Annotated in this window: 27 protein-coding genes; 24 read left to right on the top strand and 3 right to left on the bottom strand. The window is 56.2% G+C overall.

The window, feature by feature from the left end; genetic code table 11:
• Positions 1–25 precede the first annotated feature (25 nt).
• The 14 genes from Q1J43_RS13245 to motD all read left to right on the top strand — a co-directional run bounded on the left by Q1J43_RS13245 (position 26) and on the right by motD (position 14807).
• The gene (locus tag Q1J43_RS13245; RefSeq protein WP_366141916.1) at positions 26–898 is read left to right on the top strand and encodes a CheR family methyltransferase; all 873 of its coding nucleotides are present in this window, start codon (positions 26–28) and stop codon (positions 896–898) included.
• A complete protein-coding gene (locus tag Q1J43_RS13240; RefSeq protein ID WP_301102969.1) occupies positions 873–1529 on the top strand; it encodes a chemotaxis protein CheB in 657 nt (218 codons plus the stop codon). Before Q1J43_RS13245 ends, Q1J43_RS13240 begins: the two co-directional genes overlap by 26 nt.
• A gap of 235 nt (positions 1530–1764) precedes the next feature.
• Positions 1765–2736 (top strand): chemotaxis protein, encoded by a 972-nt coding sequence (locus tag Q1J43_RS13235; RefSeq protein ID WP_301102968.1) that lies wholly within the window; start codon positions 1765–1767, stop codon positions 2734–2736.
• Between the two features lie 32 nt (positions 2737–2768).
• On the top strand, positions 2769–3710 hold the full coding sequence (locus Q1J43_RS13230) for a chemotaxis protein (protein ID WP_301102992.1): 942 nt from the start codon (positions 2769–2771) through the stop codon (positions 3708–3710).
• Between the two features lie 21 nt (positions 3711–3731).
• The gene (gene cheY, locus Q1J43_RS13225) at positions 3732–4121 is read left to right on the top strand and encodes a chemotaxis response regulator CheY (protein ID WP_301102967.1); all 390 of its coding nucleotides are present in this window, start codon (positions 3732–3734) and stop codon (positions 4119–4121) included.
• Positions 4122–4239: 118 nt separating this feature from the next.
• Positions 4240–4998 carry a protein phosphatase CheZ gene (cheZ, locus tag Q1J43_RS13220; protein ID WP_366141912.1) on the top strand — a complete coding sequence of 253 codons (759 nt, stop codon included), beginning with the start codon at positions 4240–4242 and terminating at the stop codon, positions 4996–4998.
• 10 nt (positions 4999–5008) lie between these two features.
• Positions 5009–6958, top strand: coding sequence for a chemotaxis protein CheA (locus Q1J43_RS13215; RefSeq protein ID WP_301102964.1), 1950 nt, complete (start codon positions 5009–5011; stop codon positions 6956–6958).
• Between the two features lie 176 nt (positions 6959–7134).
• On the top strand, positions 7135–8274 hold the full coding sequence (gene flhB, locus Q1J43_RS13210) for a flagellar biosynthesis protein FlhB (protein WP_301102963.1): 1140 nt from the start codon (positions 7135–7137) through the stop codon (positions 8272–8274).
• Positions 8267–10351 (top strand): flagellar biosynthesis protein FlhA, encoded by a 2085-nt coding sequence (gene flhA / locus Q1J43_RS13205; protein ID WP_301102962.1) that lies wholly within the window; start codon positions 8267–8269, stop codon positions 10349–10351. Before flhB ends, flhA begins: the two co-directional genes overlap by 8 nt.
• Positions 10348–11643: a flagellar biosynthesis protein FlhF gene (gene flhF / locus Q1J43_RS13200; protein ID WP_301102961.1), complete on the top strand. Its 1296-nt coding sequence runs from the start codon at positions 10348–10350 to the stop codon at positions 11641–11643. The genes flhA and flhF overlap by 4 nt, the downstream gene beginning before the upstream one ends.
• A complete protein-coding gene (locus Q1J43_RS13195; RefSeq protein ID WP_301102960.1) occupies positions 11636–12529 on the top strand; it encodes an AAA family ATPase in 894 nt (297 codons plus the stop codon). Before flhF ends, Q1J43_RS13195 begins: the two co-directional genes overlap by 8 nt.
• 12 nt (positions 12530–12541) lie before the next feature.
• Positions 12542–13282 carry an RNA polymerase sigma factor FliA gene (locus Q1J43_RS13190; RefSeq protein ID WP_301102959.1) on the top strand — a complete coding sequence of 247 codons (741 nt, stop codon included), beginning with the start codon at positions 12542–12544 and terminating at the stop codon, positions 13280–13282.
• A complete protein-coding gene (locus tag Q1J43_RS13185) occupies positions 13275–14015 on the top strand; it encodes a flagellar motor protein (protein WP_301102958.1) in 741 nt (246 codons plus the stop codon). The genes Q1J43_RS13190 and Q1J43_RS13185 overlap by 8 nt, the downstream gene beginning before the upstream one ends.
• A gap of 3 nt (positions 14016–14018) precedes the next feature.
• Positions 14019–14807, top strand: a complete 789-nt coding sequence (gene motD, locus Q1J43_RS13180; RefSeq protein WP_301102957.1) for a flagellar motor protein MotD — start codon at positions 14019–14021, stop codon at positions 14805–14807.
• A 4-nt stretch (positions 14808–14811) separates the two neighbouring features.
• Here the strand turns inward: motD and Q1J43_RS13175 are convergent, their stop codons facing one another.
• From Q1J43_RS13175 to flgA, 3 genes are all read right to left on the bottom strand, one after another.
• Positions 14812–15294, bottom strand: a complete 483-nt coding sequence (locus tag Q1J43_RS13175; protein ID WP_301102956.1) for a flagella synthesis protein FlgN — start codon at positions 15292–15294, stop codon at positions 14812–14814.
• A 2-nt stretch (positions 15295–15296) separates the two neighbouring features.
• Positions 15297–15590 (bottom strand): flagellar biosynthesis anti-sigma factor FlgM, encoded by a 294-nt coding sequence (flgM, locus tag Q1J43_RS13170; RefSeq protein ID WP_301102955.1) that lies wholly within the window; start codon positions 15588–15590, stop codon positions 15297–15299.
• Between the two features lie 73 nt (positions 15591–15663).
• The gene (flgA, locus tag Q1J43_RS13165; protein ID WP_301102954.1) at positions 15664–16365 is read right to left on the bottom strand and encodes a flagellar basal body P-ring formation chaperone FlgA; all 702 of its coding nucleotides are present in this window, start codon (positions 16363–16365) and stop codon (positions 15664–15666) included.
• Positions 16366–16583: 218 nt separating this feature from the next.
• Here flgA and flgB point away from each other — a divergent pair, with 218 nt between their 5' ends.
• The 10 genes from flgB to flgK all read left to right on the top strand — a co-directional run bounded on the left by flgB (position 16584) and on the right by flgK (position 26117).
• Positions 16584–16985 (top strand): flagellar basal body rod protein FlgB, encoded by a 402-nt coding sequence (flgB, locus tag Q1J43_RS13160; RefSeq protein ID WP_301102953.1) that lies wholly within the window; start codon positions 16584–16586, stop codon positions 16983–16985.
• Between the two features lie 5 nt (positions 16986–16990).
• Positions 16991–17395 (top strand): flagellar basal body rod protein FlgC, encoded by a 405-nt coding sequence (gene flgC, locus Q1J43_RS13155; protein WP_301102952.1) that lies wholly within the window; start codon positions 16991–16993, stop codon positions 17393–17395.
• A gap of 31 nt (positions 17396–17426) precedes the next feature.
• Positions 17427–18116 (top strand): flagellar hook assembly protein FlgD, encoded by a 690-nt coding sequence (locus Q1J43_RS13150; RefSeq protein ID WP_301102951.1) that lies wholly within the window; start codon positions 17427–17429, stop codon positions 18114–18116.
• 15 nt (positions 18117–18131) lie between these two features.
• Positions 18132–19451 carry a flagellar hook protein FlgE gene (gene flgE / locus Q1J43_RS13145; RefSeq protein WP_301102950.1) on the top strand — a complete coding sequence of 440 codons (1320 nt, stop codon included), beginning with the start codon at positions 18132–18134 and terminating at the stop codon, positions 19449–19451.
• Positions 19452–19482: 31 nt separating this feature from the next.
• Positions 19483–20226, top strand: a complete 744-nt coding sequence (gene flgF, locus Q1J43_RS13140) for a flagellar basal-body rod protein FlgF (protein WP_301102949.1) — start codon at positions 19483–19485, stop codon at positions 20224–20226.
• Between the two features lie 14 nt (positions 20227–20240).
• A complete protein-coding gene (gene flgG, locus Q1J43_RS13135; RefSeq protein ID WP_301102948.1) occupies positions 20241–21023 on the top strand; it encodes a flagellar basal-body rod protein FlgG in 783 nt (260 codons plus the stop codon).
• A 10-nt stretch (positions 21024–21033) separates the two neighbouring features.
• Positions 21034–21696 carry a flagellar basal body L-ring protein FlgH gene (locus tag Q1J43_RS13130; RefSeq protein ID WP_301102947.1) on the top strand — a complete coding sequence of 221 codons (663 nt, stop codon included), beginning with the start codon at positions 21034–21036 and terminating at the stop codon, positions 21694–21696.
• A gap of 52 nt (positions 21697–21748) precedes the next feature.
• Positions 21749–22834 carry a flagellar basal body P-ring protein FlgI gene (locus Q1J43_RS13125; RefSeq protein WP_301102991.1) on the top strand — a complete coding sequence of 362 codons (1086 nt, stop codon included), beginning with the start codon at positions 21749–21751 and terminating at the stop codon, positions 22832–22834.
• Positions 22835–22876: 42 nt separating this feature from the next.
• On the top strand, positions 22877–23818 hold the full coding sequence (flgJ, locus tag Q1J43_RS13120; RefSeq protein WP_301102946.1) for a flagellar assembly peptidoglycan hydrolase FlgJ: 942 nt from the start codon (positions 22877–22879) through the stop codon (positions 23816–23818).
• A gap of 61 nt (positions 23819–23879) precedes the next feature.
• The gene (gene flgK, locus Q1J43_RS13115; RefSeq protein WP_301102945.1) at positions 23880–26117 is read left to right on the top strand and encodes a flagellar hook-associated protein FlgK; all 2238 of its coding nucleotides are present in this window, start codon (positions 23880–23882) and stop codon (positions 26115–26117) included.
• Positions 26118–26123: the final 6 nt, after the last annotated feature.

Here is a 26123-nt window from a genome sequence, read left to right as displayed (position 1 = left end):
AATAAACTCGAAGGATCTTTTTGTGATTGAACAAAAGTCCGCATGGAGTCCTGCGCCGAGAGTGCCAGATTCAAGCGCACGTGAATTCGCTTTTACGACAGGCGATTTCGAGCGCGTGCGCAAGCTGATCTATGAACATGCCGGAATCTCGCTCTCGACCGCTAAGCAGGACATGGTGTACAGCCGTCTGGCGCGCCGTTTGCGCGAGACACGTCTGCAATCCTTTGGCGACTACCTGGCTTTACTTGAGCGAGGCGACAAAAACGAGTGGGAAAAATTCGTTAATTCCTTGACCACCAACCTGACGTCTTTTTTTCGTGAGCCGCATCATTTCCCGCTGTTTGCCGAGCATCTGAAGAAGCTACAGGGGCGATCTCCGATCAAGGTCTGGTGTTCTGCCGCGTCGACCGGAGAGGAGCCGTACAGTATCGCGATAACCGTGGTTGAAACTTTCAATAGTTTCAATGTGCCGGTGTCTATCGTGGCCTCCGACCTGGACACCAATGTGCTGGCCACTGCGGCGAAAGGTGTGTATCCGCTGGATCGGGTGGACAAGCTCTCCCCCGAGCGGCTGAGCCGTTTCTTTGTAAGGGGCACCGGCGTTCAAGACGGGTTCTTTACCGTGCGACCGGAGTTGCGGCGAATGCTCAGTTTTCAGCGCCTAAATCTACTGGAGCCGAACTGGTCACTGCGCGGTCCGCTAGACGCCCTTTTTTGTCGAAACGTCATGATCTATTTTGACAAGCCAACGCAATACAAAATCTTGTCCCGTTTTGCTCCCCTCATGAGTGACAATGGCCTCCTTTTTGCTGGGCATTCGGAAAGTTTTTTGCATGCTGCCGATTTGTTTCGCTCGCTGGGCAAAACCGTCTATGAACTCACACCCAGACCGCGCTGATAAGTTAAAGCCCGCTGTGCTACCGGGCATAGCGCAACGGCTGGTGACAAGTGGTAGCAGGATTGTTTTTGTCGGGGCGTCAACCGGAGGAACTGAGGCGGTCAAGACCTTCTTGCAGGGCATTCCGGCCGATTGTCCGCCGATCATGGTCGTGCAGCATATGCCCGGGTCATTCACGGCATCGTTCGCCGCACGCCTGAACACTCTTTGTCAGCCACGGGTCATTGAGGCGCAAGGAGGGGAGTCGCTGGCCTCAGGCATGGTCTATGTCGCACCCGGACATTCACACTTGAGGATCAAGCGTGGCGTGTCGGGTTATGTCACCGAGTTGCTCGATACGCCACCAGTCAATCGTCATCGCCCTTCGGTGGATGTCCTGTTTGACTCGGCGGCAGAGATTGTCGGGCGTAATGCAATTGGGGTTATTCTCACCGGTATGGGTAAGGATGGAGCCTGCGGTCTGTTGCGCATGCGCACGGCCGGTGCCCGTACTTTTGGTCAGGACGAGGCGAGCTGCGTTGTTTATGGAATGCCCCGTGAAGCCGCGATAATCGGCGCCGTCGAGGAGGTTGCTGCCTTGGAGGCGCTGTCCCGGCGAGTTCTTTCGATTCTTGGCAGGGCGGGTTCGTGAATGAAAACGGCCTTCACTTTGAGTCCCCCCTGTGGTGAGACGGGCGAAATTGCGCAGCGCTTCTCTTGTTGCAGGAAAGATGCTAAGTTCATGCTTGCAGTGTCAATGACTGGCTAAGTTCTAGGTAGTATTCAGCGCTTTGTTTTCTGAAACTGCTTATGGTGAAATGACAATTGTTCGATTAAGATGTGCGTAACAACGCGGCAGGGTTATTTTCCCAAAAGGGAGTTCAAGCATGTCAGAGTTGCTTAAAAGTATAGATGCGCGTACCAAGCTTGCCGGCACCAACAAGCTTGAGATTTTGCTTTTTTCGCTCGGGGTCAATACGAGCACGGGCAGAAGAGAGACTTTCGGCATCAACGTTTTCAAGGTGCGGGAAGTCATGCGTACGCCGCCGATTACCTCGGCTCCAGAAATGCCCACATCGGTTCAGGGGATGGTCAGTCTGCGTGGTGTTCTGGTTCCGGTTGTTGATTTGGCGCTCTACGCCAAGGTGGATACCGAAACGCCGCGTGCAATCATGATCGTCACTGAATACGCAGGCCATACGCAGGGTTTTCTGGTCGAGGGCGTTGATACCATCCTGCGCCTGGACTGGAGTCAGATGAAGGTCCCGCCGGATATGCTGGTGGCTGAGTTGGGCGGGTTGGTTACCGCCGTGACCGAGTTGCCCGATGGTCGTCTGGTAATGATGATGGATGTTGAAAAGGTGCTTTCGGAAACGACGAATTATGACGAAGAAATCGTCTATAGAAACATCAAGCCACTCGAGGATTCGTCGCTGACAGTGTTTTTTGCCGATGACTCGGTGGTGGCGCGAAAACAAATAACGCGTACTCTTGATGCGATGAATGTGAAGTATGTCGGCTCGATGAATGGCCTTGAGGCATGGAACGAACTTGACAAGATTGCCACCTACGCCCAGACATCGGGCCAAAATGTGACCGATTTAGTCAGTCTGGTTCTGACTGATGTCGAAATGCCTGAAATGGACGGCTATATCCTGACCAAGAAAATAAAAACTGATCCACGCTTTGCCGGAGTGCCTGTGATCATGCATTCTTCGCTCTCCGGGATGTCGAATCAGCAACTCGGCAAGTCAGTTGGTGTTGACGAGTACGTGGCCAAGTTTGAAGCGCAGAAGCTCTCGGAAACGCTTGCGCGGCGCTTGCTGGGATCGCTCCCTGTGGCGCAGCCTAATTCCTGAAGCAATGACCTCGTTGGAGTGTAGCGATGACGATGGACTTGGTGGAAAAGAAAAACCTGCTCGATAGTGTCGATGCGAGAACCCGCTTGGCAGGTTCCAATAAAATGGAAATTCTGCTGTTTTCGCTGGGTACGCGCGAGACCTTCGGAATCAACGTGTTCAAGGTGCGCGAAGTCGGACGAACACCGCACATTACCCGAACGCCCAATATGCCTCGTGGCGTTGAGGGGCTGGTTTCCCTGCGTGGGAATGTAATTCCCGTACTGTCACTCATCAGTTTCCTTGACCATCAGGGCGAAGGGCCGGGCGAGCGTGGCAAGACCATGATGGTTGCTGAATACTCCAAGCGCACGCTCGGTTTCCTGGTGCATGAGGTTGACCGCATTATCCGTGTGGACTGGGAAAAAGTAAGAGCGCCGGAAAGCATTTTATCTTCCAATCAAGGGCTTATTACTGCAATCACCGAGCTTGAGAACGGGACCCTGGTGTCGCTTCTTGACGTCGAGCAGATTCTTGCCAATGCGTTTGGTGAGGCGATCATCATCGATATCGCTCCAGCGCAGGTGAGCGAAGAGACAGGTGTGTTTTTCGCCGATGATTCGCTCGTTGCACGGCGCAAGATTGCCGAGGTGTTCGACAAGCTTGGCGTCAAGTACAAGCACGCCACCAACGGCGCGGAAGCCTGGAGTCGTTTGCAGGGTTTGGCGGCGCATGCGCAGCAAGCGGGAGCATCTTTGCGTGACGATGTCCGTCTCATTCTTGTTGATGCGGAAATGCCGGAGATGGATGGTTACGTACTCACCAAGAATATCAAAAGTGATTCACGTTTCGATGGCATCCCGGTCGTCATGCACTCGTCCTTGTCGTCGGAGGCCAACAGAGCCATGGGGCAAGCGGTAGGTGTTGATGCTTATGTAGCAAAGTTTGATGCCGAGGTTTTGGCAGATACCCTACGCCCAATGCTTGAGCGATAACAAGAAACGCGGGAGCAAAGAATGGCAGATCCGAAGTTGAGAATTTTGGTTGTCGACGATTTTTCGACGATGCGTCGTATTGTCAGAAACCTGCTCAAAGAGCTTGGTTTTACCAATGTTGACGAAGCAGAAGATGGGGCGATTGCTCTGCAGAAACTTCAGGGGGGTGGCTTCGAGTTTGTCGTTACCGACTGGAATATGCCGAATATGGACGGCCTTCAATTGCTGCAGACGATTCGTGCTACGCCGACCCTTAAACATTTGCCCGTGCTGATGATTACTGCTGAAGCCAAAAAGGAAAACATCATTGCTGCCGCTCAGGCTGGCGCCAGCGGCTATATCGTAAAGCCGTTCACGGCGGCGACTCTCGCTGAGAAGCTTCAGAAAATTTTTGACAAAATGGGTGCTTGAGATGAGCGACGCTACTACATCTGGCGATTCGAATGACCTCGAGGCTCTGTTTGATAGTATAGCTGGTGGTGTCGTAAGTCCGCCGCCGGCTCCCGCTGCGGCAAGCAAGCCTACGCTTATGCAACAGGCGCGTGAAGGTGACGGTTTGACCGATGACTCGCAGGATCTGCAGGCACTGTTTGATTCAATTGCCGAGAAAAACCCTGTCGGTAAAGCAATTGCCGTCAACGGTGCTGCGGGACCATCTCAGGAGTTGGGGGTGTGGCCAGTTCAGGGCAAGGTGTTCCAACAGGTTGGACAGATGACCCGGCAACTGCATGACACCCTTGGTGGCCTGGGTTACGACAAGCTCATTGAAAAAACGGCATCGGCCATCCCCGACGCAAGAGACCGGCTAGCCTATATCGCCAATCTTACCGAACAGGCGGCGTGCAAGGTATTGAATGCCACCGACATTGCCAATCCCTTGCAGGACGAACTTGAAGCGGGAGCGGCGTTGCTCGGAGCAAAATGGGATACCCTTTACGAAAACAGGATGGGCATTGACGATTTCAAGCTGCTAGCTGCAGAAACACGTGCTTTTCTCAAGAAGGCCGTGCCGCAGAGAACCACAGCAACGAAAGAGCAGTTGCTGGAAATCATGATGGCGCAGGATTTTCAGGATTTGACCGGTCAGGTCATAAAAAAAGTGATTTCGGTTGCGCAGGAACTGGAGTCGCAACTGATGGCGGTGCTTATTGATACGATGCCCGGAAATAAACGCACCGAGTCCGTCAATTCTTTGCTTAATGGCCCGGTGATCAATGCCGAAGGCCGTACTGACGTCGTTGGAAGTCAACAGCAGGTCGATGACCTGCTTGGCAGCCTAGGATTCTAGGAGGTTCAATATGAGTGATTTTTCCGGGATGGAAGACCTGCTGCAGGATTTCTTGCAGGAGGCCAGTGACCTTCTATCAGACGTAGATAACAAATTGGTCGATCTGGAGAGAAATCCGGATGATCGTCGTTTGCTGAACGATATCTTTCGCGGATTTCACACTGTCAAGGGTGGTGCGGGCTTCCTTAACGCCACTGAACTGGTGACGCTTTGTCATTTGACCGAGAGTCTTTTTGACCGATTGCGTAATGCCGAGATGCATCTGACCCCGGAGTTGATGGACACCATCATGGCGGCAACTCAGGGCGTTCGCAACATGTTCGGCGAGCTTGCCCAGGCTTCGTTTCCACGCCCGGCGCAACCGGAAGTCATTGCCGCGCTGCGTGCTGCACTGAGCGGAGGGGTCGAACCGGTCGCCGCCACACCGCCACCACCACCACCATCGCTAGAGGTTGAGGTGGTTAAGGCCGATACGCCAGTCGTTAGTGCTGGTGGTGAGCCTGATTGGCAGGTTTTGCATGGTGCACTGACCAGCCAGGTCAGTAGCCCTACGCCCACGCCAGCACCGACCAGCAACACGCCTGTTGTTGCCCAAGCCGAGGCGAGTAAAGTTCTGGCCTCTACTGTGGAGATGACGCCCCACTTCCCTCCTGAGGGGCGGCGTGAAACCGACAAGCCAGGCCTTGCTGCCTCCGGGTCAGGCACGGGTCGGCGTAATGAAGAAAAAGCCATTTCGCGCGAATCGACGATCCGCGTCGATACTGCCCGGCTGGATCAGGTGCTTAATCTCTCTGGTGAGATTGGTCTGACCAAAAACCGGTTGACCAGCCTGCGAGCTGACATTCTCGCTGGTCGTAATGACTCAGATACCTTGCATGCACTTGATCAGGCGGTAAGCCAACTCGATCTGCTGGTCTCCGATCTGCAAAACTCGGTGATGAAAACCCGGATGCAGCCGATTGGTCGTTTGTTCCAAAAATATCCGCGGATTGCGCGCGACCTTGCGCGACAATTAGGCAAGGATGTCGAACTGGCACTGATCGGCGAGGAAACCGAAGTCGATAAGACGATGATCGAGGATCTGGCTGATCCTCTGGTACACCTCGTGCGCAATGCGGTTGACCATGGCGTTGAATCGCCGGATGAGCGTTTGGCGGCAGGCAAACCGTCCAAAAGCATTGTTCGCCTTGAAGCGCGTCAGGAAGGTGATCACATTGTCCTGATCATTGCCGATGACGGTCGCGGAATGAGTCCTGAACGCATTCGCATGAAAGCGATTGAAAAGGGGATTATCAAAGAGGAGGAAGCCAATACCTTGGACGACCGGCAGAGCCTCAACTTGATCTTTCTGCCCGGTTTTTCGACCATGGAGCAGGCCTCGGCAGTGTCGGGCCGGGGTGTTGGCATGGATGTGGTTAAAACCAATATCCAGAAACTCAACGGCTCGGTCGAGATCCGCTCTGAGCTTGGCAAAGGTTCGGTCTTCCTCATTTCGCTGCCGCTGACCCTGGCCATTCTTCCTGTACTGCTCGTCCTACTTGGCGATCAGCCCTTTGCCCTACCGCTTTCGATGGTTCGCGAGATACTGCCCATTGAGAAAAATAAAATGCAGGAGGTGGGTGGCAAGGAAACGCTAGTGGTACGCGGCGAAGTTTTGCCGGTGGTTGCTCTTTCTCGCCTGCTCGGTTGGCCGCAGTTGAAAACGCCAGAATACGGCGTATTGATGCAAACTTCCGAACGCAGTTTCATTCTCTCGGTGGATAGTTTTGCCGGGCGCGACGATGCGGTGATTAAGTCGCTTGATGACTTCCGGCCGCGGGGCGTGGCCGGAGTGACGACACTTTCGAATGGTCAGATTGTGCTGATACTGGATATGAAAGAGTTGCTTATGGATCTTAATGCGCATATTGACCGGGAGTTAGGCGTCAAGCATGCTAAATCACTTGAGCTTTCGCTATAAAACATAACAAAAACAATTAATTAGAAATGGGGGCTTCGGCCCCCTGTTTTTTTAAGCGCCACTCTTGACTGTTGTTCCAGCGCTACTATTCTAGAATCAATATAAATAAAATTCTATACCTCTTTATTTCTTAAAGTTTTTTTATATAATAGATCGTAATTATTTGGAAGCCACTGATGGCCGAAGAAAGCGATCTCGAAAAAACAGAGCATGCGTCATCCAGGCGTCTGGAGCAGGCACGCGAGGAGGGGCAGGTTCCCCGTTCACGAGAGATCGGTGCTTTTTTGATTCTGCTGGTTTCGGCCAGCGCCTTTTGGTTTGTTGGCCCCTGGATGATGCAGCGCACGACGTCCATTGTCAGGCGTGGCCTGATACTTGAGGCGCCGTTTCTGCGCGACCCTCAGTTCATGATGGTGCGTTTTGCTGATCTTTCCCTTGATGCCTTGCTGTCCTTCGCCCCACTGTTGTTGGCGCTGGTCGTTGCTGCGCTGATTTCGCCCTTTTTTCTAGGTAGCTGGAATTTCTCGCTGAAAGCGCTAAATCCCGACTTCGGACGTCTGGACCCGCTCAAGGGACTGGCACGGCTTGTGTCCTGGAGCGGACTGGTCGAACTCTTCAAGGCGGTCGCCAAAGCCCTGCTGGTCGGCGGCGTCGCCATCTGGGTTTTGTGGAGTGGGCGTAACGATATTTTTGCGCTCTTCGGGCAGAGTGTCGAGGTCGGGCTAAGCAGTGCCGGTCATCTGGTCAACTACAGTTTCCTCATGATTGTCCTGGCGATGTTGTTGATCGTCGCTGTTGATGTGCCGTTTCAACTCTGGCAATACTACGACAAGCTGAAGATGAGCAAGGACGAAGTCAAGCAGGAAGGCAAGGAGATGGAAGGCAACCCTCAAATCAAGGGGCGCATCCGACAGCTTCAGCGTGAGGCAGCACGCAAGCGCATGATGGGCGCGGTGCCCACGGCCGATGTGATTGTCACCAACCCGACGCACTTTGCCGTGGCTTTGGCCTACAAGAGTGGAATGGGGGCACCCAAGGTGCTGGCCAAGGGAATGGGCGATATTGCCTTGAAAATCCGGCAAATCGGTGCACAGAACGGTGTGCCCATGCTTGAAGCGGCGCCTTTGGCGCGGGCTCTTTACCGGCATGCCGAGCTTGATCGTGAAATTCCATCGACACTTTATGCGGCAGTGGCCGAAGTTCTGGCCTATGTCTATCAGCTCGCCAACTGGCGGCAGGTCGGCGGCAACTACCCGGTGCCGCCGCGTTCCATCGCGGTCCCCGCCGAATTGGTGCCGGAGGTGATCAATGGCTAACGCAACGATGTCTTTGCAGCGGTTTCTCGGGCGTGAAAGTATTCAGCAACTAGCGGGACCTGTGCTCATCCTGCTGATCCTGTCAATGATGGTATTGCCTTTGCCGCCATTCATGCTAGATCTGTTTTTTACCTTCAATATCGCGATTTCAGTGATCGTCATGCTGGTGGCGATCAACGTCATGAAGCCGCTCGACTTCTCGGTCTTTCCGACCGTTCTCCTGGTCACAACGCTGCTGCGATTGTCGCTCAACGTCGCCTCGACACGGGTCGTCCTGCTCGAAGGGCATACGGGTCCAGGCGCAGCCGGTCAGGTGATCGAGGCTTTTGGTCACTTCCTGGTCGGCGGCAACTATGCTGTCGGTATTGTGGTGTTTGCGATTCTGGTGATTATCAATTTCGTGGTGATTACCAAAGGCGCCGGGCGGGTGGCCGAAGTGGCGGCTCGCTTCACCCTTGACGCAATGCCGGGCAAGCAGATGGCGATTGACGCTGACCTTAATGCCGGCCTGATTGGTGAGGATGAAGCACGCAAGCGTCGGGTGACGATAGCCGAGGAGGCAGATTTTTTCGGTTCGATGGATGGTGCATCGAAGTTTGTGCGCGGCGATGCTGTTGCCGGCATCCTGATCATGTTCATTAACATCATCGGTGGCCTCTTTGTCGGCGTGTTGCAGCATAACCTGGATCTGGGCGCCGCCGCCAAAACCTATACTCTGCTCACCATCGGCGATGGCCTGGTGGCGCAGATTCCGGCGCTGATCATTTCGATCGCTGCTGGCATGGTGGTCACGCGGGTCGGTGACACTCAGAATCTCTCACAGCAGTTCCTCGGGCAACTTTTCAACAATCCGCGGGTGATCGGCTTGACGGCAGCGATTATCGGTCTGCTTGGACTGATCCCCGGTATGCCAAATTTCGTATTCCTGTTGCTGGCCAGTGGCCTGGGCACGCTAGCCTGGGATATGGAGCGACGTGTGCGCACCGCCAAGCCAGTGCCGGTGACAGTCGCGCCAACGGTGGCGACCGAGTCCCTAGAGGCGAGTTGGGCTGACGTGGCACCGCTTGATGTGCTTGGTCTGGAAGTCGGCTATCGGCTCATCCCCTTGGTCGATAAGGCCCAGGATGGCGAGTTGCTGCGCCGCATTCGCGGCATTCGCAAGAAGTTTGCGCAGGAGGTGGGCTTTCTTGTTTCCCCGGTACATATTCGTGACAACCTAGAGCTTAAGCCCAATGCTTACCGGATTCTCCTCAAAGGAGTCGAGATTGGCCAGGGCGAGGCCTTCCCGGGCAATCTGCTGGCGATCAATCCTGGGCGCGTTGCCGGCCAGATGCCGGGCGTGGTGACCAAGGATCCAGCCTTCGGCTTGCCTGCGGTGTGGATTGATACAACGCTGCGCGAACAGGCGCAGGCCTATGGCTATACCGTTGTTGATGCCAGTACCGTGACGGCGACGCATCTTAATCACTTGATTCTTTCGCATGCGGCTGAACTGCTTGGTCGCCAGGAAACGCAAGCCCTCCTCGATCATCTGGCGAAAGAGATACCAAAACTCGTCGAAGACCTGGTCCCCAAGGTGCTGGCGCTCGGTGTTCTGCAAAAAGTCCTGCAGAACCTGCTGGCCGAAGATGTGCACATCCGCGACATGCGTACCATCATCGAGACGCTTGCCGAAAACGCGACACGCTTGCAGGACGCCGAAGCGCTGACCGCGCAGGTGCGAATTGCGCTTGGTCGCTCGATCATTCAGCAGCTCTATCCAAGTGGTAGCGAAATGCAGGTCATGTCACTTGATCCGCAACTCGAACGCGTGCTGCTACAAGCCATCGCCGGAGGCGGTGACAACGCCAGCATCGAGCCGAGTCTCGCCGAGACGCTGATCCGCGAGACTGCGGCTGCAGCCTTGCGCCAGGAGGAACTCGGGTTGCCTGCCGTGCTCCTGGTTTCAGGAAATCTTCGACTGCTGCTGTCGCGTTTTCTGCGGCGTGGCATTCCTCAATTGAAGGTGCTCGCGCATAGCGAAGTCCCCGAAACTAAAATCATCAAGGTCACCTCGATCATTGGAGGTAGGGTATGAACGTCAGGAAATTCATCGCAGCCACGGCACGAGACGCATTGCACAAGGTCAAGGAGCTGTTGGGGCCGGATGCGATCATCCTATCCAACCGAGCCATTCCCGGTGGGGTCGAGATTATGGCGGTAGCTGCCGGTGATATGGAACTGATTGTGCCGACTCCCGTCAATGAAATATCGCGACCCAGTGATGATTATACGGTCCGCCTTTCGTCCCCGACGAACAACATGCCACCGAAGGCAAGAGTGACGCCGACGCCGCAACTGTCGCCACGGCCAGCACCACCGATTGAAAGGCATCTTCATCCGCCACAGAGTGCCGCGAAAGCGCAAGCAGAAATTGTGCCGGCCGAAGTGATGGACGAAATCCGCTCGCTGCGAAAAATGTTCGAACAACATCTGGCAGGTGTCACCTGGGGGGAAAGTGCGCGTTCGGAACCGGTAAAAACAGAGATTTTGCGCCAGATGCTCGACGCTGGATTCTCGCCACGCTTTGCCCGCGAACTGCTCGCAGAATTGCCGCGCGATCTTAATGCAACTGAGGCGCTGGCTTGGGTGAAGGGCAGTGCTGACCGTTCCTTCCTGACCATCAATGTTGAGAATGACATCGTTGACCGCGGTGGCATCTACGCACTGGTCGGCCCGACCGGCGTTGGCAAAACGACGACCACCGCCAAGCTCGCCGCGCGTTGCGTGCTCCGCCATGGGGCCAGCAAGGTGGCGCTGGTCACCACCGATGGCTACCGCATCGGGGCCCACGAACAGCTACGAATCTATGGCCGGATTCTCGGTGTCTCGGTGCATCTGGCGAAAGATGCCGATGAATTGAAGCAGACGCTCATTGATTTGCAACACAAGCATATGGTGCTGGTTGATACGATGGGTATGAGTCAGCGTGACCGAATGGTCGGCGAGCAGGTGGCGATGTTCGGCAATAGCCATGTCAAGCGCCTGCTACTGCTTTCAGCTACGGGCCGCGGCGATACGCTTGACGATGTCGTGCGTGCCTATAACGGTCCTGATCTGGCCGGCTGCATTCTGAGCAAGGTTGACGAGGCGGCCAGCCTGGCCTCGGCCATTGACGTCATCATTCGCCACGGCCTGCGTTTGCACTATGTTTCCAACGGTCAGCGGGTGCCGGAAGACCTGCATTTGCCGAATCGGGCCTATCTGCTGCATCGGGCCTTCAAGGGTGTGCCGGAGGTTTCGCCGCATCGGCTTGATGGCCTTGAGCCGGGCTTGATGATGGCTAGCGCCGGTTCCGCCATGGTTGCCGCCGGAGGCCGTCGTGGCTGAGTGCCACAGTGATCAGGCGGCCGGATTACGCCGCCTGTTCTGTCGCGAACAGACGCGCATTGTCACCTTTGCGGCAGGAAGTGTTGGCGTTGGCAAGAGTATTCTGGTGGCTAACCTTGCCGCCTCGCTGGCTCGTCAGGGCAAAGAAGTTCTGGTCCTCGACGAGAACACCAAGAACAACGTGGCGTCTTGCTACGGCGCGCTGGCGCGCCACGATTTGCTACAGGTGATCAATCGCGAGAAAGTGCTTGCCGAGGTGCTCCTGACGGTGGCGCCTGGAGTCAGCGTACTGCCAGCGGCACGGGCCGTGAAGAAGCTCGGAAAACTGAGCCCACGCCAGCAGAATGCGTTGCTGGAAACCATCACCGGTATGGAGCGATCGGCCAGCGTGATCCTGGTGGACGCCTCGCTTGACCATCCGCTGGGTTTTTCACCGCTTGGCCTGGCAGCGCACGATACGGTAATTGTCCTCTCAGCGAGCAGTGCCTCGATTACCGATGCCTATGCGCTGATCAAGAAGGTTAGCCTCGGCTACGCACGCAAGGATTTCCGGATTTTGGTCAACAAAGTGCGTGGTTCGGATGAAGCCGTTGCCATTCACGGCAATATTGCCAAGCTTACCCATAGTCGAGGCCTGGCGCGCCTCGAATACTCAGGCTTCGTGCCGCTTGACGAACAGTTGCGTCAGGCCTCTCGCTTGTGTCAGCCCGTGGAGGGACTATTCCCCGACGCCCCCGCGGCAAAAGCATATCGAACGATCGGCAGTAATCTGCTCAACTGGCCGTTGCCCGGTGAATCGATGGGCGGGGTCGGAGGGATCGAACAATTCGTGCAACAACTGCTACACTTGAGCCAGCATATCGATCCGATAGCCATTTACGCTTGACAGCTCCAAAACATGTATAACGCTGCTGGTCAGATTAACAAGGATCATCTGGTACAGCGCTTCGCTCCGCTCGTAAAGCGTATTGCCTATCATCTGATGGCGCGATTGCCTTCCAGTGTCCAGGTTGATGATCTGGTTCAGAACGGCATGATGGGCTTGCTCGATGCCATCAACCGCTTTGAGGCCGGGATGGGTGCGCAGTTTGAAACCTATGCGGCGCAGCGCGTGCGTGGCGCCATGCTCGATGGTTTGCGTGAGAACGATTGGCTGCCGCGCAGTCTGCGCCGGGATTTTCGCCGCATTGAAGTTGCCATTTCTCAACTCGAACAGGAATACGGACGCGCACCCAGCGAGCAGGAACTTGCCACCGCGCTGAGCATGACGCTTGCCGAATACCAGAAAATGCTACAGGATGCACGCGGCCACCAACTCATTTCCTTCGAGGATATGGTCGAGGATGGCGGCGACGATTTCCTGGAGCGGCATTTGACTGACAACTCCAGCGAGCCCTCGAAAATTCTCGAAGATGAGAGCCTGCGGCAGTTGCTCATCCAAGGTATTGAACTGCTGCCCGAGCGTGAAAAACTGATGATGGCGCTGTATTACGAGCAGGATCTGAACCTGCGTGAAATCGGAGAAGTCATGGGCGTGACCGAGTCACGTGTCTGCCAGTTGCACACTCAGGTTGTGGCCAGATTGCGCGCACGGATCTTTGCTGAAGCCGGACACAAGAAAGCCAGGCGAAATGGATAAGATAAGCGTCCTCGGTTTGCTCTTTGGCATCATAGCGATCGTTGGCGGACAGCTTCTGGAAGGTGGCTCGGTCGCTTCGCTCACGCAGCCAACGGCGCTGCTGATTGTGCTCGGCGGCACCATGGGCGCGGTCATGTTGCAGAGTCCCTATGTAACTTTCGTGCGCGGCCTACGGATGGTCGGCTGGGTATGGTATCCGCCGGCTGTGGATTATTTGCAGTTGATCAAGCAGATTACGAACTGGAGCCAGGTCTCCAGGCGTGAAGGCTTGTTGGCGCTTGAAAGCGTGATCAATCAGTTAAGAGATGATTTTACGCGCAAGGGACTGCAATTGCTGGTTGACGGGGCTGAGCCGGAGCGTTTGCGCGAAGTGCTTGAGGTTGAGATTGGCACCTTTGAAGAAGAAATGAAGTTGTCGGCCAGAATCTGGGAGGCGGCCGGTGGCTATTCGCCGACGATCGGTATTCTGGGGGCGGTGATGGGGCTGATTCAAGTCATGGAAAACCTTTCCGACCCCTCCAAACTGGGTGCCGGGATTGCAGTTGCCTTTGTCGCAACGATCTATGGTGTCGGGCTGGCCAACCTGGTTTTTCTGCCGATGGCCAATAAACTCAAGGCGCATATCAATCGACAGGTCGTGCAGCGTGAAATGATTGTCGATGGACTGGTCGGTATCGCCAACGGTGATAACCCGCGCATCATCGAGAGCCGTCTTCTGAGCTACGTCTTTTAAACCATGGCGCGCCGCAAACGCCCGGAGGAGCACGACAACCACGAGCGTTGGCTGGTTTCGTATGCTGATTTCATAACTCTCCTGTTTGCCTTCTTCGTGGTGATGTACGCCTTGTCGACGGTCAATGAGGGTAAGTACCGCATTCTGAGCAATTCAATGGTCAGTGCCTTCCGTAACGTGCCAATCAATGCCTCGTCGGACTTGCCGGTCGTCGTGCCGCCGCCGATCCTGGCACTGCCGAAACCGAGCGCGGCGGTTAAAGCACAGGATGCCGTCAAACAAAAACAGCGTGAGAAAATGCGCAATGTCGCCAAAGACATTCTGGAGGTCATGGCGCCGCTCATCGAGCAAGGCAAGGTGCGGGTTCTTGAAACAAGCCGTGGTGTGACTATCGAGATCAACGATAGCATCCTGTTTTCACCCGGACAGGCGCTTTTGCAGCCCGCTTTGATCAAGGCCATGCGCGCGATTGCAGATGTACTGGCGCCAACAGATTTCCCGATTACCATCGAAGGGCACACCGACAACGTGCCGATCAAGACCGCGCAGTTCCCCTCCAATTGGGAACTCTCGGCAGTACGCGCAACGACGGTTCTACGCCTGTTCTCGGATTCCGGCGTGGCCGGCGACCGGTTGACGGCAATCGGCTACGCCGACACCCGTCCGGTTGAACCCAATCTGCTGGCCGATGGTCGCGCGCGTAACCGCCGGGTAACGATTCTTATCGACTCAGTGGTTCCGGAGAAAGGGAAAGAGGTCGATATTGAAGCTCAACAGCGGACCTTGCCCTAGAAAACTAGACGGAGTGGTTGATGCGTCTGGGGCCTGCCACTTTCGACTGGCCGTCAGGGCCATAAAGATCCAGCGAGTTGTTTCCGCCCTGCAAGGCTTCGAGCGCCTTTGCGTTGTATTGCATGCGAATATGGATCAACTCGCCGTTCATGGTATTCAATTCGCGGGCCTCTCTGGCCTGGGACAGAATCGTGGACCATGCCTTGGCAGCGGTTTCATCAGCGGGATGTTCAGCACACCAGGCTTCCACTCCGGCGCGGTCGGCGCCAAATCCATGCCTAGCCAGCGTGCCGTTGCGTTGCGTAGCTAGAGCATTCAATCGGCTGGCAAGTTGCAGCTTTTCTTCTGCATAGGCGGGAAGCTCATCGGTGTTCCCGCTGCTTAAGGAAGCCTGTTCCAGCTTGAGCAGGGCGATAAATTGACCCACCGCTTCTACTTCAGCCACCAACGTTTGCCGAAGGGCGGAAATTTCAGTGCTTGCGACCAAAATTAAGCCCGACGTTGCGAGTCCACAAGCTGCCGGGCGGAACTGATCAGGTGGTCGGCAATGGCGCCGGCGTTGATCGTGAAGTGACCGTCCGAGATGGCCTGCTTGATTTCGGAAACGCGCGCCGCATCGAAGGATTGCACGTCATCCGGCGCGCTCAACTGGGCGGAAAGGACGCTCAACTGAACATCATCCGCATTTGCCGAGCTTGTTTTGCCGGTGGAATGTGCACCTTGCGCACGTGTCTCTTTCATCAGGGGTGCACCTGCGGGTTTGCTCGAACTCTCGATCTTCATGGCAATGCCTCTAATGGTTTTCTACTTACACGTGCTAACGGCGTAAAACAGGCGGACTTTAACACCTTTTTACTCAGTTGGAGACTTCCACAATTCCGCCAGGCCGGGCAATGCCGCTGACGGTTTGCCCGGAGGCGGTGCGAACCTGAACAAGTTGGCCTGCGGCGGCATTGTTGAGTGCTTTGCCCTCGCTGCTGACGCTAAATCCGTGGCCATTCGAGACAGTCTTAATACTCTGTCCCTGTTGTACAGCCCAAGGTGTGATCAACTGGTCGCTGCGTAGGGCTTGGCCGGCAGAAAATCCATTTTTCACTGTTTTTCCGATGGCTTGTGACGGATCGGTGATGATGTTTGCCGGCAGTGTGGAGAGATCGCCACTGCGAACAACAATGTCTGCGGCGCCCAGTACATAGCCGGCAGGCATCGTTCGTGCGGAAATTAGGTAGTTGCCGCTAACGTTAACCTGTACCTGAACATAGACTGTCCAGCTTGATGGGCCAAGACAGCGAACGCCAACGGTTGATTTCCCCCAGAGCTTACCGCCCACTGGAAGAAAAGGCTCGAAGGCGCTGCACGGTGTGAGTTGGGTACGCGGATCAAGCGGGGCAATACTGTAGCTGATTTTGCCTGGCAAACCCTGCGTTTGGATGCGCAGATAGTCGTCCAGGGCGCCATAGAGGGCATTCTGTGCGTAGGACAGCAGGGGTGTTAGAAGCAAGAGGCAAAGAATGCCGAAAAACTTGTGCTGTAGATGACTTGAGAAAAGAGAGTTCATGGCGCTATTTTGCCCTATCGCGGCGTCTTAGCGTAACAATCCCGTACCCCTAGGTTTAGGATGCCGACCGGCAATATTTGCCGATCGCCCGGCAGAAGTCTCCTTTAATGCGGTTACGGACTGTGTGCGGGGTAAGGTTTTGATCCGTTACCGGTGTCGAATAGGTTATGGCATGAGAATTGCTTAAAGTCTGGTGTGCCAGTCAAACCGGAGTCATCGTGGTCAACAGAATCGATAGTGCACTTTCCTTTCAGCAACTGGCCCTGAGTTTGCGCGCTCATCGGCAGCAGATTCTGGCGGGCAATATTGCCAATGCCGATACGCCCAACTACAAAGCGCGTGACTTTGATTTTTCAACAGCGCTCAAAGAGGCGGTGGCGGGTCGCAATGGCGGCGGCCTGGCGCTGGTCACTACGGCAACGGGGCATTTGCCGGGTAGTGCAGAGGCGGGGCCGGCGCGGCTTATGTACCGTACTCCGACGCAAGCTAGCGTCGACGGAAATACCGTCGATATGGATGTTGAGCGTGCCCAGTTTTCCGAGAACGCCGTGCAGTATGAGGCCGGTCTGGCCTTTATTTCGCAGCAGATCAAAACGTTGATGGCCGCGGCGCAAGGATAATCATTATGAGTGTATTCAACGTTTTTCATATTGCCGGAAGCGCCCTCTCGGCGCAGGCCATGCGTCTTAACACCGTGGCCAGCAACCTGGCCAACGCAGACAGCATCGCCGGTCCGGATGGCAAACCCTACCGCGCCAAGCAAGTCGTTTTTGAGGCCACGCCAATGAATGGCCAGGCCGGGCAGGGGGTGCGCGTCAAACAGGTGGTCGAGGACGCCAGCCCTGGGAGAATGGTTTTTGACCCGCGCAATCCGGCGGCAGACGAAAAGGGCTATGTGATGATGCCGAACGTGAGTGTGGTTGATGAAATGGTCAACATGATTTCAGCCTCGCGTTCGTATCAGACGAATGCCGAAGTCATGAATACCGCCAAGCAGTTACTGCTTAGGACGCTGACGCTCGGCCAGTAATTACAGAATACACAGGACACAGGAGAATCACATGACAGCCGTGCAATCGACAACTTCCGCTAGCGATCTTTACGCTTCGATCAACGCCGCCAATGCAAAAGGCAGCACGACGGCGGCCACGACCTCGACCACGCAAGAGGCGCAGGATCGCTTCCTCAAGCTGCTGGTGACGCAGCTGAAAAATCAGGATCCTCTGAACCCCATGGATAACGCCCAGATGACCAGCCAACTGGCGCAGATGAGTACGGTTTCCGGTATCGAGAAACTCAATACGACGCTCAACTCGCTGGTCGATAGCGCTGGCAGCAGTCAGTCGATGCAGGCTGCGGGAATGATCGGCAAGAGCGTGCTGGTTTCCGGTGCGCAACTCTCCTTGGCCAGAGGGCAGGCCTATGGTGGGGTTAACCTGTCTGGAGCGGCCGATCAGGTGAAGCTGAGCATTTTCAATTCAGCCGGGCAGGTGATTCAGACACAGAATCTTGGCGCGCGTGATGCCGGAGTTTTCAACTTTGCCTGGGACGGTAAGACCGACGCGGGAACGACTGCGGCAGATGGCATTTACAAGTTTTCAGTCAGCGCCACGCAAGGTGGAAACAAGCTCGTGACGGATCCGCTGCAGATTGGCACAGTTTCTGCTCTTGTCAGGTCGGGCAGCGGATTCCTTCTGGATCTGGGTGCTCTCGGAACAGTCGATTTCAAGAACGTGCAACAGATTCTCTAAAATCAGGAGTATCAAATGTCATTCCAACAGGGTTTGAGCGGACTTAACTCGGCGGCCAAGGGGCTGGATGTAACCAGCAACAACATTGCCAACTCGTCAACCGTTGGCTTCAAATCGGCAGCGGCGCACTTTGCCGATGTCTATGCCAACTCGCTTTCCGGTTCAGGCGCTTCGCAGGTTGGCATCGGTACGACAACGATGGCCGTCCAGCAGAGTTTCACGCAGGGCAATGTGACGACGAGCAATAACCCTCTTGACATCGCGATTAATGGCGGCGGTTTTTACCGCATGAGCACCAACGGCACGATCACCTACAGTCGTAACGGTCAGTTTCACCTGGACAAGAACGGTTTTGTTGTCGATGATCGTGCCCGGGTGCTGACCGGATATCCGGTCGATGCCTCGACCGGCAGGGTGGTCCAGTCCTCACCGGTTGAGTTGCAACTGGACTCTGGCGATCAGCCCCCCGTTGCCACGGGGTCCGGGGTTGGCGCCTCGCCGGGGGTGAAGGCCAATGTTAACCTGGACTCGCGCGCGACCACGACGACCTGGATTCCTGCCAACCTCGGTTCGGCCGGACCTCCGGTAGTTCCTGCCGACACCGTGTGGTCACCTAGTCCGGCGACCTATAACTGGTCGACCGCCCTGTCGATTTATGACAGTCTGGGCAATGGACATACCCTGTCGCTGTACGCGGTCAAGACAGTCAATCCCAGGGAGTGGCAGATTCACGCGAATGTTGATGGTACGACCGATCGGGAGGTGACGCTGACCGGCTCGACGCTGACCTTTGATACTTCGGGGTCGCTGGTCGGTTCCAGCGTCGTCAATGCCTCGATCGACCTTGCCGCCGTCATGACGGATCTGGGCAAGGTGAATAGCGCGGCAAGCCCTCTGGCCTTCACCATTGACTTTGCCGGTAGCTCGCAATACGGCAGCCCCTTTGGCGCTAACCGTCTTGAGCAGGATGGGTACACCTCGGGGCGCCTGACCGGGGTCAGCGTCGCCGGTGATGGCGTCCTGCGCGGCAACTACAGCAACGGCCAGGCACGCGATCTGGGGCAGGTGGTCCTGGCCGGTTTTACCAACCCGAATGGCCTGAGCTCGCTGGGTGCCAACCAATGGTCGGAAACTGCGGCGTCCGGCGCGGCGCTAGTCGGCGCGCCTGGAAGCGCAAGCCTTGGCGTTCTGCAAGCGGCAGCGATTGAGGAGTCGAATACCGACTTGACAGCCGAGTTGGTCAATATGATCACCCAGCAACGCAACTATCAGGCTAACGCGCAATCGATCAAAACCCAGGATCAGATCCTGCAGACGCTGGTCAACCTACGCTGATCGTGCGGCGCTCGGAAAAGGATAGCGTGCTATGGATCGACTGATCTACACGGCAATGACCGGCGCCAAGCACGCCTTCCTGCAACAGGCCGGCGTTGCGCAAAATCTGGCCAATGCCTCGACGACCGGTTACCGGGCCATGGAACACCGCTTCCGTGCTGTACCAATACAGGGCGAAGGTGCGCCGACGCGGGCTTTCGTTGTTGATGCTTCGGTGGCCAATGCGTTCGACCAGGGACCAATGCTGACGACCGGGCGGCCGCTGGATGTGGCCATTCAAGGGGCCGGCTGGATTGCGGTGGAAGCCCTTGACGGGCGCGAGGCCTATACCCGCGCCGGAAACCTGCAGATCAACGTCAACGGGCAATTACAGACTGCCGGTGGCCTTAACGTGCTGGGCGACGGTGGGCCGCTGGCCATTCCGCCGGACAACAGAATCACGATCGCAGCGGACGGAACGATTTCAGCCGTCCCTCTTTTCGGTACACCGAACAACGTTAGCGTGGTCGGCCGCATCAAGCTGGTCAACCCGCCGGAAAATGAATTGGCTCGCGGTGACGATGGTCTTTTCCGCGCCAGGGGCGGAGAGCCCGCCGCGCTTGATGAAACCGTAAAAATCGCATCCGAAACGCTGGAAGGCAGTAACGTCAATCCGGTCGACGCCATGGTCAGCATGATTAGTCTGGCCCGCCAGTTCGAGATGCAGATCAAGATGCTACAGACGGCCGACGCCAATGCCAGCAAGGCCAGCCAGATTCTTTCGATGAACGCCTGACAGGACTAGAACACATGATCCGTTCCCTCTGGATTGCCCGTACCGGCCTGGATGCCCAGCAAACAAGCCTGGACGTGATCGCCAACAATCTGGCCAATGTCAGTACCAACGGCTTCAAGCGTGCACGACCGGTGTTCGAGGATTTGCTCTATCAAACCCTGCGCCAGCCGGGAGCACAGTCTTCGCAGTCAACGCAGATTCCCTCCGGGCTGCAACTCGGTACCGGTGTGCGACCCATATCGACGGCAAGTATTTTCACCCAGGGCGCGTTACAGCAAACCGGCAATTCTCTGGATTTGGCGGTCAATGGTGCCGGCTTCATTCAAGTCCTGCTGCCCGATGGCACAACAGCTTATACGCGAGATGGCTCTTTCCAGAAGGACAATCAGGGGCAGGTGGTGACTTCCAGCGGTTATGCGGTGCAGCCGAGCATTACCATTCCGGCCAATGCCTTGACCATCACCATCGGCACCGACGGCGTTGTGTCTGTCACCCAGTCGGGATCGACGGCCATCACTCAGGTCGGTAGCTTGCAATTGGCCACCTTCATCAATGAGGGGGGCTTGCAGAGGATTGGCGAGAATCTCTTTCTGGAAACGGCGTCGAGTGGAACGCCGACACCGACTACGCCGGGAACCAATGGTTCGGGAATCATCGTGCAAAATTATGTGGAGACGTCGAACGTCAACGTTGCCGAGGAACTGGTGAGCATGATCCAGACCCAGCGCGCTTACGAGCTCAATTCCAAGGCGGTATCGACCTCCGACCAGATGCTCGCGCGCCTGACGCAGTTGTAAAGGAGTAACGATGAGAAACTGGCCATATCTGGTTCTTGCCGGCGGGCTGCTCGGCGCTTGCACCACGGTGCCGCCGACCAATGTGCATCAACCAATGACCGCCCGTCCGGCGCCGCGAACGGAAAGCCTGGCGGCCACCGGCAGTATCTTTCAGGCCGGCGTATCGCGAACCTTGTTCGAAGATCGGCGTGCGCGCTACGTTGGCGATACGATGCACATTGCCATCGCCGAAACCACCTCAGCGTCGACCAAGTCAAATACCAAGGCCAGTCGTGACACCAGCATCAGCGCGGCGGTGCCGACCATCACCGGCTTGCCGGGTAAACCCTTCCAGGGCATGGGTTTGTCGGCAACCGGCTCGAACAGCCTTGATGGCAAAGGCGAAGCGGCTGCCAACAACGTCTTTACTGGGACCATCACGGTTACCGTGATTGAAGTCCTGCCCAACGGCAACCTTCTGGTTTCAGGTGAAAAACAAGTGTCTATCGGTGCTGGCACTGAGTTTATTCGACTGTCCGGGATCGTTAACCCGTATTTCATCAACTCGGCGAATACGATTAGTTCGGGGAATGTTGCTGACGCGCGCATTGAGTACAAGGAGAGCGGTGTCATCAGCGAGGCGCAGGTCATGGGTTGGCTGGCGCGATTCTTCCTAAGCGTCCTGCCTTTCTGAGGAGTCTGTCGTGATCAGCATACGAAGCGGCAAATTCTGGCGTCTTGCGGCAATTCTTGCCTGTTGCCTCTTGCCGCTCATTAGCGGCTCCGCCTGGGCGGATCGGATCAAGGATCTGGCCTCGGTACAAGGCGTTCGCAACAACCAACTGGTGGGTTACGGGCTGGTGGTTGGACTGGATGGTACGGGTGACCAAACCACGCAGACGCCTTTTACGACACAAAGCATTATCAACATGCTGGCGCAACTGGGAACGACCCTGCCGACAAGCCAATCACTGCAACTGAAGAACGTTGCTGCGGTGATGATCACCACCAACCTGCCGCCGTTTGCGCGAATCGGCCAGCAGATCGATATTACCGTCTCGTCAATGGGGAACGCCAAGAGTTTGCGCGGCGGTACCCTGGTGATGACACCGCTCAAGGGGGCTGACGGGCAGATTTATGCTCAGGCGCAGGGTAATCTGATGGTTGGCGGCGTCGGGGCAACGGCGGCCGGGAGCAAAGTCGTGATCAACCACCTGCTGGCTGGCCGCATTATTGCGGGGGCGACGGTCGAGCGTGAGGTGCCGACAGCGCTGGGACAGGGCCCCTTCGTTCATTACGAGATGGGCACGAGTGACTTTGGTACCACGCAGCGTGTGGTGGACGTGATCAACCGCGAGATGGGATCAGGCACGGCGCAGGCGGTCGATGGGCGACTGATTCGCGTTAATGCCCCTGAGGAAGCCCATGCCCGTGTGGCGTTCATGGGGCGAATCGAGAATCTTGAAGTACAACCGATGAAATCGATGGCCAAGGTCATTGTGAACCCACGCAATGGTTCGGTAGTGATGAATCAGATGGTTACCATCGAATCCTGCGCCATCGCCCATGGCGCGCTGTCGATAGTGGTCAAAGGCGAGGAGCAAGTCAGTCAGCCCAATGCATTTGCCGGTGGTCAGACGGTGACAAGCACGCAGTCCGAGATTGAAATAAAGCAAGGTAGCGGGGCGCTGATGCCCTTGAAGGCTGGCGCCAACCTTTCCGACGTGGTCAAGGCGATCAATGCACTTGGTGCGAATCCGCAGGACTTGATATCGATCCTGCAGGCAATGAAGGCGGCGGGAGCACTGCGCGCTGATTTGGAAGTGATTTGAATCTGCAACAATTTCTGGCGCGATAATTGCTTGGATTCAGCTATGAAAGCTGAAGACCTCAACGCCAACCATTTTGTCCTTGATCTGAAGGCGACGGCAGATCTGCGCGTCAAGCTCAAGCAGGATCCCCAGGGTGGTTTGAAACAGGCGGCGCAGCAGTTTGAAGGCATGTTGCTGCAAATGATGCTCAAGAGCATGCGCGACGCGACTCCCCAGGACGGACTGATGGACAGTGATCAGACCCGTTTCTTCACTTCCATCATGGATCAACAACTGGCGCAGAACCTTTCGACACAGGGCAAGCTGGGTTTTGCCAAGCTGATCGAGCAGCAACTGGGGCGCAACCAGGTTTCGGGTGCGCCGCTTGATTCGGCGGCCGCGCTTGAAACGCTGCAACAGACCTTGGTTGCGCGACAAACGGCAAATTCTGCCGTTGCCTTGGGTGGCGGCGCCGAACGAGTACGCAGTGCCGTCACGACAGGCAAGGACCTTACAGCGTCTGTGGGGGCTTCCAGCAGCGCCAGCGAGTTTGTCAATCGCATCTGGCCGTACGCCGTCGAGGCGTCAAGCGCCATCGGTGTGCCGGCGCAATTTCTGGTCGCGCACTCGGCACTGGAGAGCGGCTGGGGCAAGAGCGAGATTCGTTCTGCCGACGGTTCGCCAACCTACAACCTGTTTGGCGTCAAGGCCGGACGCAACTGGCAGGGGGCGTCGGTCGAGGTGCCGACCACCGAATACGTGAATGGTGTGGCGCAGACTTCAAGCGAAAAATTCCGGGTATATGGCTCATATGCCGAGTCCTTCCGTGATTACGCGAATCTCATTAAGAACAATCCACGTTTTTCATCTGTGCTTGGCCAGCAGGACGGCACACAGTTTGCCCAATCACTTCAGCAGTCGGGGTATGCCACTGACCCCATGTATGCTGACAAGCTTGGCCGGATCATCAGCGGCAGCACTTTGCGTCAGGCAATGGCAGGTTAGCGTGCTGACCTTAATATTCTTGCAGAATTGCCGATAACGTCAGAGAACAGGAGTTAGCATCATGAGTACAGGACTACTAAGTTCGGCAATTTCCGGTATGCAATCGGCACAGGTCGCCTTGCAGACGGCAGAGCACAATATCAGCAATCAGAACACACCAGGTTTTAACCGGCAGCGCATCGTTCAGGCGACCAATATCGCCATGAGCACCGGGGCTGGATTCATCGGCCAGGGCGCACATGTGTCTACGGTCGAACGCATGTACAGCGGTTTCCTGAACAATCAGGTCAACCGTGCGCAGACCACCAGTAGCGAACTTGATACCTATTACACGCAGATTGCGCAAATCGACAACATGCTTGCCGACCCGAATGCCGGCCTGTCACCGGCCTTGCAGGGGTTCTTTCAGGGCGTGCAGCAGGTCGCGGCGAATCCCGCCCAGTTGCCCGCACGGCAGGCCATGATTTCTTCGGCGCAGGCTTTAGTTGCCCGTTTTAAGGGGCTCAATGACCGCCTCAGTCAAATGCATGACGATATCAATACCCAACTTGGGGCGCAGGTTGGGGCGGTTAATTCGTATGCTCAGCAGATTGCCGATCTGAATGGGAGCATCATCGTTGCCCAGTCGGCGATCAACCAGCCGGCAAACGACCTGCTCGATCAGCGCGACCAATTGGTGAGCGAATTAAATAAGCTGGTCAGTGTCACGACGACGACCAACCGCGATGGAAGCTTCAACGTCTTCTTTGGCACCGGCCAGCAGTTGGTTGTCGGCACGCAAGTGATCACCATGACGGTCGAGCCTTCAGTTGCCGACCCGAGTAAATTTACGGTGGGACTGAGCAGCGGGAACGGCAATCAGGAATTGCCTGAAGCGCTGATTACTGGCGGCAGTATCGGGGGCCTGCTTAAGTTTCGCAGCGAGTCGCTGGATCGGACAACCAACGATCTGGGCCGGAATGCGGCTTCACTGGCCTTGACCTTCAACGCGCAGAATGCCCTGGGCCAGGATTTGCTGGGTCAGGCCGCGGGTGATGCCGGTTTTGCTGCCGACGTCTTCACGCTCTCACAGCCTACGGCAACGGCCAATGGCCGGAATGGTGGTACGGCCGTGCTAACGTTGGCTTTGGTTACGCCGCCACCAATAGACGGCGCCTACACCCTGGCGCAACCGCTGGTTCCCGTGGATCCGCTTAAACCTTTCGAATTGACCAGACAATCAGATGGTAAAACCTGGAACAATGCGACCTTGGCGGGCCTTTCAGCGGCTGTTCTGAGCAGCGAGGGGCTTGACCTGTCCGGTGCGAGTGTGGCGCTCGGAGCATCGACACAAGTTTTTAGCGCAGCGGCAACGGGCACCAACTTTTACACAAAGCTAACGAATTCTGACTATCGCCTGTCTTACGACGGCACCACTCTGGAATACACCGTGCAGCGTTTGTCTGATGGCAAGTCGTGGAACGATACTTCGCTGCCAGCCTTGTCGACGACTGTTGCAAATAGCGAGGGGTTTTCTATCTCGCTGGCCTCGGGAGCGATAGCGGGTGGCGACTCTTTCTTGATCAAGCCCGTCGCCGACGCGGCCAAAAACATGGCGGTCAATCCGACGGTGGCCGGGGATGCGCGGCTGCTTGCCGCCGCCGCGCCTTTCCGTACCGCTACGGCCAGCGCGAACACCGGTTCGGGAAAGATTTCGGCCGGGCAGGCGGCTTTTGGTTTCAGTACCGCATCAATAGATGCCAGCGGGGTGACGATCAAATACGACAGCGCCACCGATACGCTACGTTTCACCAATGTGCTGCCGGCCGGGGCGAATATTTCTGTGACGACAGGCGGCGTGACGACAGTTTATCCGTCAGGCTCACTGGCCATAGACTATACCTCAGGTGCGCAAATTTCATTTGCTGGTGTCAGCTTCCAGATCAGCGGCAACCTTAATAACAACGACACATTCACCGTGGGCAAGAATACTGCCGGGGTGTCCGATGGGCGTAATGCGCTGGCGCTTGGCCAGCTTCAAACGCAGAGCACGATGTCGGGAAAAACGGCAAGCTACCAAAGCGCCTATGCCCAACTGGTCAGCGATGTAGGCAACAAGGCGAGGCTGGTTTCGGTGACCGGAGAGGCCCAGCAGGCTCTGGTGAAGCAGTCGCAAGCGGCACGCGAGGGGCTGTCAGGCGTCAATCTTGATGAAGAAGCAGCCAATTTGATCCGCTATCAGCAGGCTTATCAGGCTGCGGCCAAGTCATTGCAGATTGGCACCAACTTGTTCGACACCTTGTTGGGAATAATGAATTAAGAGGTT

Source organism: Propionivibrio sp., assembly GCF_029255185.1.
Taxonomy (GTDB): domain Bacteria; phylum Pseudomonadota; class Gammaproteobacteria; order Burkholderiales; family Rhodocyclaceae; genus Propionivibrio.
Note: the sequence above shows the minus strand (reverse complement) of the source record. Positions and strands in the feature narration are given on the sequence as shown.

Coding starts and splice junctions, on each gene's coding strand:
- Q1J43_RS13240 (WP_301102969.1), top strand. CDS start 873: ATGAACTCACACCCAGACCGCGCTGATAAGTTAAAGCCCGCTGTGCTA.
- Q1J43_RS13235 (WP_301102968.1), top strand. CDS start 1,765: ATGTCAGAGTTGCTTAAAAGTATAGATGCGCGTACCAAGCTTGCCGGC.
- Q1J43_RS13230 (WP_301102992.1), top strand. CDS start 2,769: ATGGACTTGGTGGAAAAGAAAAACCTGCTCGATAGTGTCGATGCGAGA.
- cheY (WP_301102967.1), top strand. CDS start 3,732: ATGGCAGATCCGAAGTTGAGAATTTTGGTTGTCGACGATTTTTCGACG.
- cheZ (WP_366141912.1), top strand. CDS start 4,240: ATGCAACAGGCGCGTGAAGGTGACGGTTTGACCGATGACTCGCAGGAT.
- Q1J43_RS13215 (WP_301102964.1), top strand. CDS start 5,009: ATGAGTGATTTTTCCGGGATGGAAGACCTGCTGCAGGATTTCTTGCAG.
- flhB (WP_301102963.1), top strand. CDS start 7,135: ATGGCCGAAGAAAGCGATCTCGAAAAAACAGAGCATGCGTCATCCAGG.
- flhA (WP_301102962.1), top strand. CDS start 8,267: ATGGCTAACGCAACGATGTCTTTGCAGCGGTTTCTCGGGCGTGAAAGT.
- flhF (WP_301102961.1), top strand. CDS start 10,348: ATGAACGTCAGGAAATTCATCGCAGCCACGGCACGAGACGCATTGCAC.
- Q1J43_RS13190 (WP_301102959.1), top strand. CDS start 12,542: ATGTATAACGCTGCTGGTCAGATTAACAAGGATCATCTGGTACAGCGC.
- Q1J43_RS13185 (WP_301102958.1), top strand. CDS start 13,275: ATGGATAAGATAAGCGTCCTCGGTTTGCTCTTTGGCATCATAGCGATC.
- motD (WP_301102957.1), top strand. CDS start 14,019: ATGGCGCGCCGCAAACGCCCGGAGGAGCACGACAACCACGAGCGTTGG.
- flgM (WP_301102955.1), bottom strand. CDS start 15,590: ATGAAGATCGAGAGTTCGAGCAAACCCGCAGGTGCACCCCTGATGAAA.
- flgA (WP_301102954.1), bottom strand. CDS start 16,365: ATGAACTCTCTTTTCTCAAGTCATCTACAGCACAAGTTTTTCGGCATT.
- flgC (WP_301102952.1), top strand. CDS start 16,991: ATGAGTGTATTCAACGTTTTTCATATTGCCGGAAGCGCCCTCTCGGCG.
- Q1J43_RS13150 (WP_301102951.1), top strand. CDS start 17,427: ATGACAGCCGTGCAATCGACAACTTCCGCTAGCGATCTTTACGCTTCG.
- flgE (WP_301102950.1), top strand. CDS start 18,132: ATGTCATTCCAACAGGGTTTGAGCGGACTTAACTCGGCGGCCAAGGGG.
- flgF (WP_301102949.1), top strand. CDS start 19,483: ATGGATCGACTGATCTACACGGCAATGACCGGCGCCAAGCACGCCTTC.
- flgG (WP_301102948.1), top strand. CDS start 20,241: ATGATCCGTTCCCTCTGGATTGCCCGTACCGGCCTGGATGCCCAGCAA.
- Q1J43_RS13130 (WP_301102947.1), top strand. CDS start 21,034: ATGAGAAACTGGCCATATCTGGTTCTTGCCGGCGGGCTGCTCGGCGCT.
- flgJ (WP_301102946.1), top strand. CDS start 22,877: ATGAAAGCTGAAGACCTCAACGCCAACCATTTTGTCCTTGATCTGAAG.
- flgK (WP_301102945.1), top strand. CDS start 23,880: ATGAGTACAGGACTACTAAGTTCGGCAATTTCCGGTATGCAATCGGCA.